Annotated in this window: 12 protein-coding genes; 6 read left to right on the top strand and 6 right to left on the bottom strand. The window is 69.6% G+C overall.

Features of this window, described 5'->3' with window-relative positions; genetic code table 11:
- Positions 1-210 precede the first annotated feature (210 nt).
- Complete coding sequence (locus tag Acor_RS18525) at positions 211-738, top strand: GNAT family N-acetyltransferase (RefSeq protein WP_246238736.1); 528 nt, start codon at positions 211-213, stop codon at positions 736-738.
- 179 nt (positions 739-917) lie between these two features.
- Here the strand turns inward: Acor_RS18525 and Acor_RS18520 are convergent, their stop codons facing one another.
- Positions 918-2,015, bottom strand: a complete 1,098-nt coding sequence (locus Acor_RS18520) for a winged helix DNA-binding domain-containing protein (RefSeq protein ID WP_155337934.1) — start codon at positions 2,013-2,015, stop codon at positions 918-920.
- 430 nt (positions 2,016-2,445) lie between these two features.
- Here Acor_RS18520 and Acor_RS18515 point away from each other — a divergent pair, with 430 nt between their 5' ends.
- Positions 2,446-3,540: a winged helix DNA-binding domain-containing protein gene (locus Acor_RS18515; RefSeq protein ID WP_170316990.1), complete on the top strand. Its 1,095-nt coding sequence runs from the start codon at positions 2,446-2,448 to the stop codon at positions 3,538-3,540.
- A gap of 231 nt (positions 3,541-3,771) precedes the next feature.
- Here the strand turns inward: Acor_RS18515 and Acor_RS18510 are convergent, their stop codons facing one another.
- Both Acor_RS18510 and Acor_RS46310 read right to left on the bottom strand, forming a co-directional pair.
- The gene (locus Acor_RS18510; RefSeq protein WP_155337932.1) at positions 3,772-4,521 is read right to left on the bottom strand and encodes an ABC transporter permease; all 750 of its coding nucleotides are present in this window, start codon (positions 4,519-4,521) and stop codon (positions 3,772-3,774) included.
- 24 nt (positions 4,522-4,545) lie between these two features.
- Positions 4,546-5,727: an ABC transporter ATP-binding protein gene (locus tag Acor_RS46310; protein ID WP_155337931.1), complete on the bottom strand. Its 1,182-nt coding sequence runs from the start codon at positions 5,725-5,727 to the stop codon at positions 4,546-4,548.
- 388 nt (positions 5,728-6,115) lie between these two features.
- On the opposite strand from Acor_RS46310, the gene Acor_RS18500 reads away from it, so the two are divergent.
- Positions 6,116-6,907 carry an MBL fold metallo-hydrolase gene (locus tag Acor_RS18500; protein ID WP_155337930.1) on the top strand — a complete coding sequence of 264 codons (792 nt, stop codon included), beginning with the start codon at positions 6,116-6,118 and terminating at the stop codon, positions 6,905-6,907.
- On the opposite strand, the gene Acor_RS18495 is transcribed toward Acor_RS18500, so the two are convergent.
- On the bottom strand, positions 6,897-7,946 hold the full coding sequence (locus Acor_RS18495; RefSeq protein WP_155337929.1) for a TetR/AcrR family transcriptional regulator: 1,050 nt from the start codon (positions 7,944-7,946) through the stop codon (positions 6,897-6,899). The two genes, Acor_RS18500 and Acor_RS18495, sit on opposite strands and share 11 nt — an antisense overlap.
- A 104-nt stretch (positions 7,947-8,050) precedes the next feature.
- Between Acor_RS18495 and clpX the strand changes: the two genes are divergently transcribed.
- Positions 8,051-9,313 carry an ATP-dependent Clp protease ATP-binding subunit ClpX gene (gene clpX, locus Acor_RS18490; protein ID WP_155337928.1) on the top strand — a complete coding sequence of 421 codons (1,263 nt, stop codon included), beginning with the start codon at positions 8,051-8,053 and terminating at the stop codon, positions 9,311-9,313.
- 3 nt (positions 9,314-9,316) lie between these two features.
- On the opposite strand, the gene Acor_RS18485 is transcribed toward clpX, so the two are convergent.
- A complete protein-coding gene (locus Acor_RS18485; protein WP_218034355.1) occupies positions 9,317-10,327 on the bottom strand; it encodes a methyltransferase in 1,011 nt (336 codons plus the stop codon).
- A 118-nt stretch (positions 10,328-10,445) separates the two neighbouring features.
- Here Acor_RS18485 and Acor_RS18480 point away from each other — a divergent pair, with 118 nt between their 5' ends.
- Positions 10,446-11,690: an RNA polymerase sigma factor gene (locus tag Acor_RS18480; protein ID WP_218034361.1), complete on the top strand. Its 1,245-nt coding sequence runs from the start codon at positions 10,446-10,448 to the stop codon at positions 11,688-11,690.
- Positions 11,691-11,723: 33 nt separating this feature from the next.
- Positions 11,724-12,632 carry a helix-turn-helix domain-containing protein gene (locus tag Acor_RS18475; protein ID WP_155337926.1) on the top strand — a complete coding sequence of 303 codons (909 nt, stop codon included), beginning with the start codon at positions 11,724-11,726 and terminating at the stop codon, positions 12,630-12,632.
- A 5-nt stretch (positions 12,633-12,637) separates the two neighbouring features.
- On the opposite strand, the gene Acor_RS18470 is transcribed toward Acor_RS18475, so the two are convergent.
- Positions 12,638-13,261, bottom strand: a complete 624-nt coding sequence (locus Acor_RS18470; protein WP_155337925.1) for a mycothiol-dependent nitroreductase Rv2466c family protein — start codon at positions 13,259-13,261, stop codon at positions 12,638-12,640.
- Positions 13,262-13,299 lie beyond the last annotated feature (38 nt).

Raw genomic sequence — 13,299 nt, 5'->3', positions numbered from 1 at the left:
GGGAGAACCACGTCCACACGGCGAAGCCGACATGGTCGCCAGGGTGACTGTCGGGGGCGGGTGGAGGTCCGAAGCGAAATGAAGGGCCGGCGGGTAGGGCTACCCGCGTTCCGGCTGCTCCTGGTCGGAACTAGAGCGGTATCTGGTTGTTTGTCACTTTTGGGGCTATTTCAATTGGCGGATCGGTACTCGATGGTTGACAATGAGATCGTGATCTTTCCGACTGAGCGGCTGGTCCTGCGGCATTGGCGAGACTCCGATCGGGAGCCGTTCGCTGCCCTGAACTCCGACCCCAAGGTCATGGAGCACTTTCCGGCGGCGCTGACCCGCGAGCAGAGCGACCAGCTGGTGGACAGGATCGAGGCGGGATTCGAGGCTCGCGGTTTCGGGCTCTGGGCGGTGGAGGTAGCCGCCACCGGCGAGTTCATCGGCTTCACCGGCCTGGCGATCCCGGGCTTCCGCCCGGGCGTCGAGATCGGCTGGCGACTGGCCCGCTCCGCCTGGGGGTACGGCTACGCCAGCGAGGCGGCCCGCGCCGTATTGACGGAAGGCTTCCAGCGGCACGGCCTGGAGGAGATCATCTCGTTCACGACGGTGGGCAACATCCGCTCCCGCGCGGTGATGCAGCGCATCGGCATGACCCACGATCCGGCCGACGACTTCGACCACCCCTCCCTGCCCGACGACAGCCCACTCCGCCGATCCGTCCTCTACCGGATCCGGGCCCCCTTGCCGTAGGGACGACCAGCGTCCCCCGCCTGTTCTTCGTCCCCCGCCTGTTCTTCGGATGCCGCCGACGCGACGTCCATCGGCCCCAACTCGCCGTAATACGACGAGCTTTTTCCCCTGCTCTTCGGTCGCTATCGAGGCGACGTCCATCGGTCCCAACATGCTGTAGATACGGCCGACGTTCCCGCTCATAGGGGAAGCCACTGGATGTCGTGGGTGGTCGTGTGAGGTTCGGCGAAGGTAAGGAGCCGGGTGCCTTCCTCTTCGATCGCCGCGGTGTCGGCCGGGGAGAGACGGGCGAAGGGCTTGATGTGGAGTGTGGCGGCGTGGCGTTGGCGGGTGATCCGCCAGTGCGCGCCGGTGAAGCCGTCGATGAGGATCATGCTGGGCATCGGGCCGTCGGCCGTGAATCCCTGCTGGAAGTACTCGGGGGTGATGACGCGAGTGCGGTCGGCGTGGGACAGGAGCAGGTTGTCGAAGTCGTACAGGAAGCGGATCGGGGCTGGCGCGTCGGCGGGTGGCCGAGGCGCGTCGGGGAGATCGAACAGCTCACGGCCCTGTTCGTCGCGGAATCGGATCAGACGTTCGCCGAGCCTGGCGGTGACCTCGGCGAGGCGGGTCAGACCGCACCAGGTCTGGATGTCCTTCACCGAGGCCGGCCCGAACGCGGCCAGGTAGCGCAGCACCAACTCGTCGGTCGTGGCGTCAGCGGACAGTGGACGGCCGAGCCAGGCGTCGGTCGTGGTGTGCGCGGTCGCGCCACTACGCCCCCACACCCCGCGCGGCGGCACCTGCACCAGCGGCAGCCACATCCGAATGGCCTGATACAGCGCCGCCGGATCCCGCCCCGGCCACCGCTCAGCCAGCAACTTCCCTAACTCGGACGGCTTCCGCGGCGCACTCTCCACCAACTGCCGCCCATCGGCGGTCAACGCCTCCCGGTCGATCTCCCGCAGATGGCGACCGAACGCCCCATTGGTACTCCGCTCGATGGCCGGCTGCACCAACGGCCGCAACCACACCGCGTCGCGCGCGGTCACAAAGTGGATCGTCGATCGCATGACGGCAATCCGCACTGCTTCCCGGCCGAGCAACAGATCCGCAGCCTGCTCCGCCTGAAACCCGACCAGCCGCGTCCACAACCCGACATACCAGGAATGCGGCGTCTGTGCCTGCACCCCCACCAGATGCTCCAATGCCTCCAGAACACCCATAGCTGATCGCCGCAGCAACAACTGCCGCGCCAGCGTGGCCCGATTCAGCTCCCGAAGCGTGAGCACCGTCATGCCACCACACCGTAGACACCACCACCGACAGGACCACCACCGACAGGACCACCACCGACAGGACCACCACCGACAGGACCACCACCGACAGGACCACCACCGACAGGACCACCACCGACAGGACCGCGCCGACAGGACCACCACCGACAGGACCACCACCGACAGGACCACCACCGACAGGACCACCACCGACAGGACCACCACCGACAGGACCGCGCCGACAGAATGAGGTCGCGGAGGAGCGAACCCAAGGCGCTACCGAGTGGGGCGGCGGACTGAGGATCGGCGCAGCCCGGGGGCGCTATGTGGGGTCCGGATTGGGGTGGGGTAGCGGGGCTGGGGGTGTGTCGTGCTGTTGCTGGCAGGTGGTTCTGTCGGTGGGTCGCCGTATTCTGCGCGGGTGGCTGTGAGTGTGATGGATGAGAGGGCGTTGAATCGGGCGTTGCTGGCCAGGCAGGGGCTGCTTGATCGGATGCCGGGGCCGGTGAGCGAGGTGGTCGCCGCGGTGGGGGCGTTGCAGATGCAGTACTGGCCCGCGTTGCGGCCCGCGCTGTGGAGCCGGATGGATGAGGGGCATCCGGAAGGGCCTTTCCAGGCGCATGGTGCGGGTGAGTTGCTGACGGGGACGTTACTTCGGGGAACCATTCACACGGTCGCGGCTGAGGAGTATCCGGCCTATGCGGTGGTTGCCGCGGCCTCGAAGGTGGGGCAGTGGCAGGCGAATGCCGATCCTGGGCCGGGAGTGGGGGAGTTGACGGCCGCGCTGAAGGAGCACGGGGCGAAGGCGCGGCCGATAGGCGAGTTGATGGAGTTTGCCGAGGCGTGGGTGGCGGACAACCCGGGCGGGGTGAGCCCGGAGGAGGCAAAGCGGCAGCGGGAGTACAAGTGGACGGGCGTGATGATGCGGGCACGGTTCGTGCGGACGCCCGCTGACGGCGCCTGGGGGACCAAGACGCCCCAGCATTTCGTGGCCGCGCCCGTGACCGAAGCGCCCGCCACCGACGCGGCGCTGGACAGCGTGATCCGGCGCCATCTGCGGGCGTTCGGCCCGGCCGCGGCCGAGGACGTGGCCAGTTGGATCGCCTGGAACATCACCCCGGTCCGGGTGGCGCTCGAACGCATGGAGGAACTGGTCAGATTCGCCGACGAGGACGGGCGGATTCTCTACGATCTGCCCGACGCGCCCCGGCCTGATCCGGATACCCCCGCCCCCGTCCGCCTGCTGCCGTGGTTCGACAGCACCTTGCTGGCTTACGCCCCGAAACGACGAACCCGCATTCTCCCGGAGCCTTACCGGGACATCGTCTACGTGAAGGCGAACGGGCAGCTCAAGCCGAGCTTCCTGGTCGACGGAATGGTCGCAGGGATGTGGTCGGTGGCGGTGTCACGCGGCGCGGCCACGCTCACGCTGACACCCTTGCAGCCGCTCTCCGCTTCGGTCCGGAAGGAACTCCTCGCCGAAGCGGAGAGCATGCTGGCTTTCTGCCGGCCTGACGCACGCTCCCATCACGTCAAAGTGACCTGAAGTCGCTAGCGGGGATCAGAGTGGCCCGAAGCCCGGGGCGGGGATTAGAGCGCCCCCGAAGCCCGGCGGGATCAAGGTGGCCTGAAGTCCAGCGCGGGGATCAGCGACCTGAAGTCCGGAGGGGATCAAGGTGACTTGAAGTCCAGCGCGGGGATCAGGGACCTGAGTCCGGAGGAGATCAGGTGGCCTGAAGTCCAGCGCGGGGATCAGCGACCTGAAGTACGGAGGTGATCAGATGCCGCGGCGCATCGCGCGGGTGCCCAGGGTCAGGCCGATGGCGCAGACGGCGACGGCGGCGAGTAGGCCGTACAGGGCGGACATGCTGGTGAGGTCGCCTGCGAAGAGGGCGCGTTCGGCGTCGACGATGTAGGTGACGGGGTTGAAGGCGGCGACCGTCTGGAGCCAGGCGGGGCCGGATTCGATGGGGAGTAGGACGCCGGAGAGCAGGAGCAGCGGGAACATGATCAGCTGGGTGATGCCGTAGAAGAGTTCGCCGCCGGGGGCGGAGGCGATGGCCAGGACGAACGAGAGCGCGCCCAGTCCGATGCCGAAGATCACTAGCAGGGCCAGTCCGGCCAGTACTCCGGCCGCGTTGGGACGGAATCCCAGCGGGACGGACAGGCCGATGATCAGGGCGGCCTGGGCGAGCAGGACGACGAACTCCTTGAGGGTGCGGCCGATCAGCATGGCCGTCCGGCTGATCGGGGTGACCAGCATGCGCTCCATCGCGCCGCCGATCAGCTCCACGAGCAGGAAATATCCGGCCATCATCGGCCCCGACAGACACATCATGATCAGGATGCCGGGCACGAACCACTGCCAGGGCGCCTCCTGGAGGCCGGTGTTGCCGGAGAGCAGCGGTCCGAACAGGAACAGGAACAGCAGCGGCTGCATCATCGTGAACAGCAGCCCCAGCGGATCTCGGAGCGTGGGCGCGATCTCGCGCTGGAAGATCGTCACGGTGTCGCGGACGAATGGCATAGCCAGCCCTTCTGAAGTTCGGGGTTAGACCGCAGCCGGTTCGGCGACGGGAGTGGCTTCTGACTCGCGGAGGGTGCGGCCGGTGAGGGCGAGGAAGACGTCGTCCAGCGTCGGACGGGAGGTCTCCGCGGCGATGGCCTTCACCCCGGCCGCCTCCAAGGCGCGCAGGTATTCGGGCAGCGCGGCCCCGGCCTGCGCCACCCGGACCTGGACGACGGCGGCGGAGACAACTACGGCGGCGCCAGCGACGTCAGTGACCGCGGAGGCGGAGGCGGCGGAGACAGTGGCGGAGACAACGGGGTCGGCGATGGCGGTGGCGGCGGGTGCGGCGGCGGTTTGAGCAAAAGCGCCGGCGGGGGTGGCGGTTTGAGCAAAAGCGCCGGCGGAGACGGCGGCTTGAGTGGAAGCAGCGGCGGGGGCGGCGGTGACGGCGGGTGCGGTCCCGGTCATTCGTTCGGCGATCGAGGCGGCCTGGACTGCGTCGGATTCGGAGGAGAAGGTGACGATGATCCGGTCTCCGGCGAGGTCGCTCTTCAGCTGGGCGGCTGTGCCGTCCGCGATGATCTTGCCGTGATCGATGATGATCACGCGTTCGGCCATGCTGTCGGCCTCTTCCAGGTAGTGCGTGGTGAGGAAGAGAGTGGTGCCGTGCTCGGCGCGCAGGCGCAGGATGTGCTCCCAGATGTTGGCCCGGCTCTGCGGGTCCAGGCCGGTCGAGGGTTCGTCCAGGAACAGCAGGTCGGGCCGGTGGACCAAGCCGAGCGCGATGTCCAGCCGCCGCCGCTGCCCGCCGGACAGGGTGCCGGGTTTGCGGGTGGCCATGGACGCCAGGTCGAGCTGCTGGAGGACCTCGTCGGCCCGGACCCGGGCCTGGGCGCGGCTGAGTCCGTAGCAGCGGCCCTGGCTGACCAGTTCGTCGCGGATGCGAAAGTTCTCACCTGAGCCGTTCTTCTGCCCGATGTATCCGATCCGGGCGCGTACGCCCCCGGGGTCCTTGACGATGTCGTGCCCGGCCACGGTGGCACTGCCGGACGTCGGCGGCAGCAGCGAAGTGAGCATGCGCAGGCTGGTCGACTTGCCGGCCCCGTTCGGGCCGAGAAACGCCACCAGCTGCCCGGCTTCGACGTCGATGTCGATTCCGCGCACCGCTTCGACGGCGCCCCCCTTGATTTTGAAGCTGCGGGTCAGCCCGCGGGCATGGATCATGGCCCCTCCTCGGGTGAAATGTGTGGGCATGGCGAAGAAAGCCCTGGTCGGGGCTGTTCGGTGGAGTGAATTCATAGTTGACCAGCCGGACCCGCTTTGGCAAACGTGTAACGTACATTCACGTTTTGCCTGACCTGCGGAAACGTCCCCCGGACAGCAAGATCGTTATCGGGGCCGTGAACCCCATAAACGCCGCTGGCCTGCGATTTCGCCGCCAACATGAAAAAGTTTGAAGTTTTTGGCCGCAGGGCGCCCCGGGGACCTATACCGAAGCGGTAAATCGCGGTCTATGCCCGTGTCTGAGCCGTTCGCCGATCGAGGAAGTACCGTCGGCTGTGAGGCGGCCTCGCGCCGTCCGTACCAGAAGCCTCCAAGAGGAGAGCCGCGTATGAGCGACGTCCACATCACCCACATCGGCGGCCCGACGGCCCTGATCGAGGTAGGGGAGTGGCGGTTGCTGACCGATCCGACGTTCGACCCGCCGGGGCGGCGGTACTCCTTCGGGCTGGGAACCAGCTCCCACAAGGTGGCCGGGCCGGCGCTGGCGCTCTCGGACCTGCCGCCGATCGACGCGGTCCTGCTCAGCCATGACCATCACGGCGACAATCTCGACGACGCCGGGCGGGCGCTGCTGCCGTCCGCCAAAGTGGTGATCACGACCGTGGCGGGCGCGCGGCGGCTCGGCGGCCGGGCGCGCGGCCTGAAACCGTGGGCGGCGACGCGCCTGGAGGCGCCGGGCCAGCCCACCCTGGAGATCACCGCGACCCCGGCCCGCCACGGACCCCCGCTCAGCCGCCCGCTCACCGGCGATGTGATCGGATTCGCCCTGACCTGGAAGGGCCAGCAGCACGGCGCGCTGTGGATCTCCGGCGACACCGTCCTCTTCGACGGGGTACGGCAGATCGCCGACCGCTTCCAGGTCGGCACCGCCCTCATCCACCTGGGCGGCGTCCGCTTCCCGATCACCGGCCCGATCCGGTACACGATGACCGCCGCCGACGCCGTCGAACTGTGCGGGCTGCTCCGCCCGCAACTCGCCATCCCGGTCCACTACGAGGGCTGGGACCACTTCCAGCAGGGCCGCGATTCGATGGAGCGCGATTTCGCCCGCGCCCCCGAGGACGTCCGCAGCCGCATCCACTGGCTCCCCGTCGGAGTCACCACCGCCGTCACCGCCTGACCTCATGCCCGGAGGCGGCGAGGTGGCAGGCGCCCCGGCCTTCGGCGCGCAGGACGATCCGCCCGTCCCTGACCCGGAGCGCGACCTCGGTGTCGTCGCCCGGCCCGGCGATCCCGGCCGTCGCGGCGAGCTCGCCGGAGTCGACGACGATCCGCACGTCCGGCCAGGCGGACGGCGGGAACGCCTCCCGCAGGCAGGCGCCCAGCTCGGCGATGACCAGCCGGGCCAGCGGCGCGAGCTCGTCGGGGTCGGCGGTGACGAGGATGGCGGTGACCGGCGACCCGGCCCGCACCGCCTCCTCGACGGCTTCCAGCCGGTTCAGCCCGAGCACCGCGACCACCCCGTCGCCGTCCAGGTGCGCGGCCTCGCCGCGGAACAGATCCCGCGCGTACGGCGCCGCCCAGACCTCGTCGGCGTCGGCCGAGCTCGGGATCCACGGCAGGATCGGCCACCAGTCGCCCAGGTCGAGCCCGGCCAGCCGCTCGCACACGCTGACCACGTCGAACGGCTGCACGAACCCCGGCGCGGCGGCCGACAGCTGGCGAGCCCCGTGCAGGGTGGCGAGCACCGACTCGGCCAGCCGGACCTGCCGCCCGGGGGCGGGCGTCAGATGTTCGAGGGCGAGCCCGAGCAGAATCGCGTCCAGTTTCAGCAGCTGCGCGTACGGCCGGCGGGTGCGCTCCTCGGCCAGGATCTCGGGATGCAGGTCGCGGATGAGGCGGGCCGGCTCCGGTTCGTCGGCGAGCGGGAGCCGGGCCAGCCAGGCCCTGGCCAGCGCGCCGAGCGCCTCCTGCGCGTCGCGGGCCTCCGGCGCCGGCGCCTGCGGGGCCTGTTCGGCGAGGTCGGCCAGGACCGCGAAGTAGAGGGCGCGTTTGCCGGGAAAATTGGAGTAGACGGCGCCGCGGGTGAATCCGGCGCGGTCGGCGATGGTGTCGACTTTGGCGCCGCGGAAGCCGTGTTCTGCGAACTCCTGGCGGGCGGCGGCGAGCACTCTGTCCCGGTTGCGCGCCTGGAGCTGCGCCCGGCTGAGCCGACCCAATAGTCCTCCTTGCCGGATTTTTCGACGTATCCTTGCCGCGTTGCCGTACCCTCGTATCCAAGATACCGTCGCCATCTGGATGATGGGATCATTTGAGGAGACGCGTGGCACGCATGGGTGACGGCGGCGATCTACTGAAGTGCACGTTCTGCGGGAAGAGCCAGAAGCAGGTCAAGAAGCTCATCGCGGGACCGGGCCGGATCTGCATCTGCGACGAGTGCGTGGAGTTGTGCAACGAGCTCATCGAAGAGGAGCGGCAGGAGACGGCGGGGCCTGAGCGGCCCGAGCTGCCCAAGCCGCGGGAGATCTTCGACTTCCTGGCGCGGTATGTGATCGGCCAGGAGCGCGCCAAGATGTCGCTGTCGGTGGCGGTCTACAACCACTACAAGCGGGTCCAGGCGGGCGGCACCAGCGACGGGCTGGAGCTCGGCAAGTCCAACATCCTGCTGATCGGCCCGACCGGGAGCGGCAAGACGTACCTGGCGCAGACGCTGGCGCGGATGCTGAACGTGCCGTTCGCGATCGCCGACGCCACCGCGCTGACCGAGGCCGGCTATGTCGGGGAGGACGTGGAGAACATCCTCCTCAAACTCCTGCAGGCCGCCGACTTCGACGTGAAGCGGGCCGAGAAGGGCATCGTCTACATCGACGAGATCGACAAGATCTCCCGCAAGAGCGAGAACCCGTCGATCACCCGTGACGTCTCCGGGGAGGGCGTGCAGCAGGCGCTGCTGAAGATGCTGGAGGGGACGACGGCGAGCGTGCCGCCGCAGGGCGGGCGCAAGCACCCGCACCAGGAGTTCATCCAGATCGACACCGCCAACGTGCTGTTCATCGTCGGCGGCGCGTTCGCCGGCCTGGAGAAGGTCATCGAGCAGCGGGTCGGCCGCAAGGGCTCCGGGTTCGGCGCGACCCTGCGGACCAGCCGGGAGAAGAAGGAGAGCCTGGCCGACGTCATGCCGCAGGACCTGGTGAAATTCGGCCTCATCCCGGAATTCGTCGGCCGCCTCCCGGTCATCTCCACCTTCGAGCCGCTGGACGTGAGCGCGCTGGCCCGCATCCTCACCGAGCCGCGCAACGCGCTGATCAAGCAGTACCAGCGGCTGTTCGAGATGGACGGCGTCGAACTCGAGTTCGCCGAGGACGCGATCACCGCCATCGCCGAGCAGGCCCTGCTGCGCCGCACCGGCGCCCGCGCCACCCGCGCGATCCTGGAAGAGGTCCTGCTCAACGTCATGTACGAGGTGCCCAGCAGGGACGACGTCGGCCGCGTGGTGGTCACCAGGGACACCGTCCTGGACAACGTCAACCCCACCCTGATCCCCCGTGACGTGCGCGCTTCCGGCCACCACGAGAAGTCGGCCTGACCGTCACGGGCGGCGGGCGGCGACCACCCCGTTCGCGCCGGGCGCGTCGAACCTGATGGTCCTGACGTCGGTGAACCCCGCCGCCGTCAGCCAGGCGGTGTACTCGGCGGCGGTGTAACCGCGCCCCCAGTTGCCCACCAGCATGGCCATGCTCATCAGCGCCGGCCCCGGCGGGCCGCTCTTGTCGTCGTCGACGAGGAGTTCGCTGATCAGCAGCTGCCCGCCCGGCGGGAGGGCGCGGAAACACTTGCCGATGATCTCGCGGTTCCGCGTCTCGTCCCAGCAGTGCATGACCATCGAGAGCAGCATCAGGTCGTGGCCGCGGGGCAGTTCCGGTTCGCCGAAGAAGTCGCCGGGGCACAGGGCGATCCGGCTGGCCAGCCCGGCCTCGTCGATCCGCTTGGCGGTCAGGTCGCAGACGTAGGCAAGGTCGTACACGGTGGCCCGCAGCCGCGGATACCGGCGGCACAGTTCGATGTCGTACGCGGCTCCGCCGCCGCCCACGTCGAGCAGCCGGCTCACGGCGGTGAAGTCGAAGACCTCAGCGAGGCGGCGGGCGGTGAGCGCCGACAGCGAGTACATGCCGTCCCAGAACGGGGTCAGCGCGGCCGGATCCGCGGCGTCGAACAGCGACCTCTGCCGGCCGGAGTCCCACGCGGTCGGCCGGTCGGTCCGGACCGCCTCCGCCACCCGCATCCACGCCGGATAGTCGTACTCCTCAAGCATGGTGACGTATCCGCCGAAGTAGTACGGCTTGCCCTCCACCAGGTACTCCTCCGCGGTCGCCGAGTTGCGCAGCACGCCGTCCCGCCGGGTCAGCAGCCCGAGCGCCAGGCACGCGGTGGTCAGGATCTCGGCAGGACGTTCGGCGAGGCCGAGCCGGGACCCCAATTCGGACACGCTCGCCCCGCCCTCCGCGAGCTGGGTGAACAGGCCGAGCCGGACCGCGACCGCCAGCGTCTGGGACGCCCACAGGCCCTCGGTGATCGTCATCAGACCGGCCAGGTCCGTCATACCCCGCTCCTTTCCGCGTTTCCCGAATAGCGTTTCCGTTTCGAAGCTACCCGGCCGCTCATTCCCCGGCCAATTCACTAAAAGCCCAGGTCAAAGCCAATGCCATAATTGGCCTACGATCGTCAGGGTGAAGAGGGATGCCGTGATCGAGGAGCTGCTGCGCGAACTCGCGCCGCAGGTGCTGGGCGTGCTCGTGCGCCGGTACGGCCGTTTCGACGCCTGCGAGGACGCCGTCCAGGAGGCGATGCTGGCCGCGGCCGTACAGTGGCCGGACGAGGGGATTCCGGACAGCCCGAAGGGGTGGCTGATCACCGTCTCGGTGCGGCGGCTGACCGACCAGTGGCGCAGTGAGGAGGCACGCGCCCGCCGCGAGGTGACCCTGGCCGCGATGGCTCCCGTGGACGCCGAACCCGCCGACCGCGACGACACGCTGACGCTGCTGTTCCTGTGCTGCCATCCGGCCCTGTCGGCGCCGTCCCAGGTGGCGCTCACCCTGCGCGCGGTCGGCGGCCTGACCACGGCGCAGATCGCGCACGCCTTCTTCGTGCCCGAGGCGACCATGGCGCAGCGCATCAGCCGGGCCAAACAGCGCATCAAGGCCACCGGCAGCGAGTTCCGGCTGCCGCCCGAGGGGGAGCGCGCGGAACGGCTGCGGGTGGTCCTGCACGTGCTCTACCTGATCTTCAACGAGGGGTACACGGCCACGTCGGGCCCCGAACTGGCCAGCGCGGAGCTGACCGGGGAGGCGATCCGGCTGGCCCGGGCGGTGCACCGGCTGCTGCCCGGGGACGGGGAGGTGGCCGGGCTGCTGGCGCTGATGCTGCTCACCGAGGCGCGCCGCCCGGCCAGGACCACCGCGGACGGCGGGCTGATCCCGCTGGCCGAGCAGGATCGGGGGCGGTGGGACCGGCGCGCGATCGAGGCCGGGGTCGAGTTGCTGACGGCGACGATGAGCCGGTCGCCGCTCGGTCCGTACCAGCTGCAGGCGGCCGTCGCGGCCGTGCACGACGAGGCCGAGCGGGCCGAGGACACCGACTGGCCGCAGATCCTGGCCCTGTACGAGCTGCTGGCCCGCCTCTCGCCCGGCCCGATGGTGACGCTCAACCAGGCGGTCGCCGTCGCCATGGTGCACGGGCCCGCCGCCGGGCTGAACCTGCTGGCCACCCTGGACGAGGACGGCCGGGTGAGCGGGCATCACCGGCTGGCGGCCGTCCGGGCGCATCTGCTGGAGATGGCGGGCGATCCGGCGGCGGCGCGGGAGCGCTACCGGGAGGCGGCCCGCCGGACCACCAGCCTGCCCGAGCGGAGTTACCTGGAGGCGCGGGCGGCGCGGCTCGCCGATTCCGGGGCGATAAAGAGTTGAGTCTCCACCAGGTGGAGGGTTGAGGCTGGGTCCGTGAGCGAACGTATCGAGCTGTTCACCATTGGGCAGCTCGCCAGGAGCACCGGGCTGTCGGTGCGTACCATCCGGTTCTGGTCTGACCAGGGCGTGCTGCCGGAGACGCGGCGTTCGACCGGGGGATACCGGTTGTACGACGTGGCGGCGGTGGCGCGGCTGGAGCTGGTGCGCACCCTTCGGGAGCTGGGGCTGGATCTGGGCACCGTGGTCAGGGTGGTGCGGCGGCAGGAGAGCGTGGCGGAGATCGCCGCGGCGCACGCCGACGCGCTGGACGCGGAGATCCGGGCCCTGCGGCTGAAGCGGGCGGTGCTGCGGTCGATCGCTCGACGGGGAAGCGACACCGAGGAGATGAGACTGATGCACCGGATGGCCCGGTTGTCCGCGCGAGAGCGGCAGCACCTGATCGACGAATTCGTGGACCGCGCCTTCGCGGGCCTGGACCCGGCCGCGCCCGGGGCGCAGATCGCCGAGGCGATGCGGCTGATGCCCGCCGAGCTGCCGGACGATCCGACCGACGCCCAGGTGGACGCCTGGGTGGAACTGGCCGAACTGGTCGGCGACGAGGCGTTCCGGCTGCGGGTGCGGGAGATGGCCGAGGCGGGCGCCCGCAACACCGGGGCCTCGCCGATCGGCGAACCGGCGGCGGTCCTGCAACACGCGGGGGCCGCCTCCGGCGCGGGCCTCGACCCGGCCTCGCCGGAGGCGCAGCCGGTGGTCGACCTGATCGTCGACCCCGGCCTGGGGGGCGCGGAACGACGGGCGCTGGCCGACCAGCTGGCGACCTTCACCGATGTGCGGGTCGAGCGCTACTGGCAGCTGATGGGCGTACTCAACGACCGGCCGCCGTTCCCGCCGGCCGCGGCGGCGTTCGAGTGGCTGATCGCGGCGTTGCGGGCGAATCGCTGAACGTGTCAGCCGAACTCGGGTGACCGGGTTCGGCTGCGCTTCAGCTCGAAGAAACCGTCGGTGCCCGCCACCAGCAGGACGCCGTCCCAGAGGCGGCCGGCGGCCTCGCCGCGCGGGATCGGGGTGACGACCGGGCCGAAGAAGGCGATCAGTTCGCCGTCCGAGCCGGGGATGTGGATCACAGGGGTGCCGACCTCGTAGCCGACCGGTTCCATGCCGGAGTGGTGGCTGGCCCGCAGCAGCTCGTCGAGGGAGTCGTCGCCCGCGGCGTCGGCGAGGTCCTCGGGCAGGCCGAGTTCGGTGAGCACGGCGGCGTACAGGTCGGGGCCGACGGGGATCTTGTCGTGGTGGATGCGGGTGCCGAAGGCGGTGTAGAGGTCGCGCAGGATGGCCGGGCCGTACTTCTGCTCGACCGCGATGGCGAGCCGGACCGGGCCCCAGGCGGTGGTCATGAAGCCGCGATATTGTTCCGGGAGCTCGTCACGGCCCTCGTTGAGCACCGACAGGCTCATGACGTGGAACCGGATCTGGACGTCACGGACCTGCTCGACCTCCAGCAGCCAGCGTGAGGTGATCCACGCCCACGGGCAAACCGGGTCAAACCACATGTCTGCCGTCGTTGTAGTCATTTTTCTCCTATAGGTGACGAAATGGTGCTCATTGATCA

Source organism: Acrocarpospora corrugata, assembly GCF_009687845.1.
GTDB classification, from domain to species: Bacteria; Actinomycetota; Actinomycetes; order Streptosporangiales; family Streptosporangiaceae; genus Acrocarpospora; species Acrocarpospora corrugata.
Note: the sequence above shows the minus strand (reverse complement) of the source record. Positions and strands in the feature narration are given on the sequence as shown.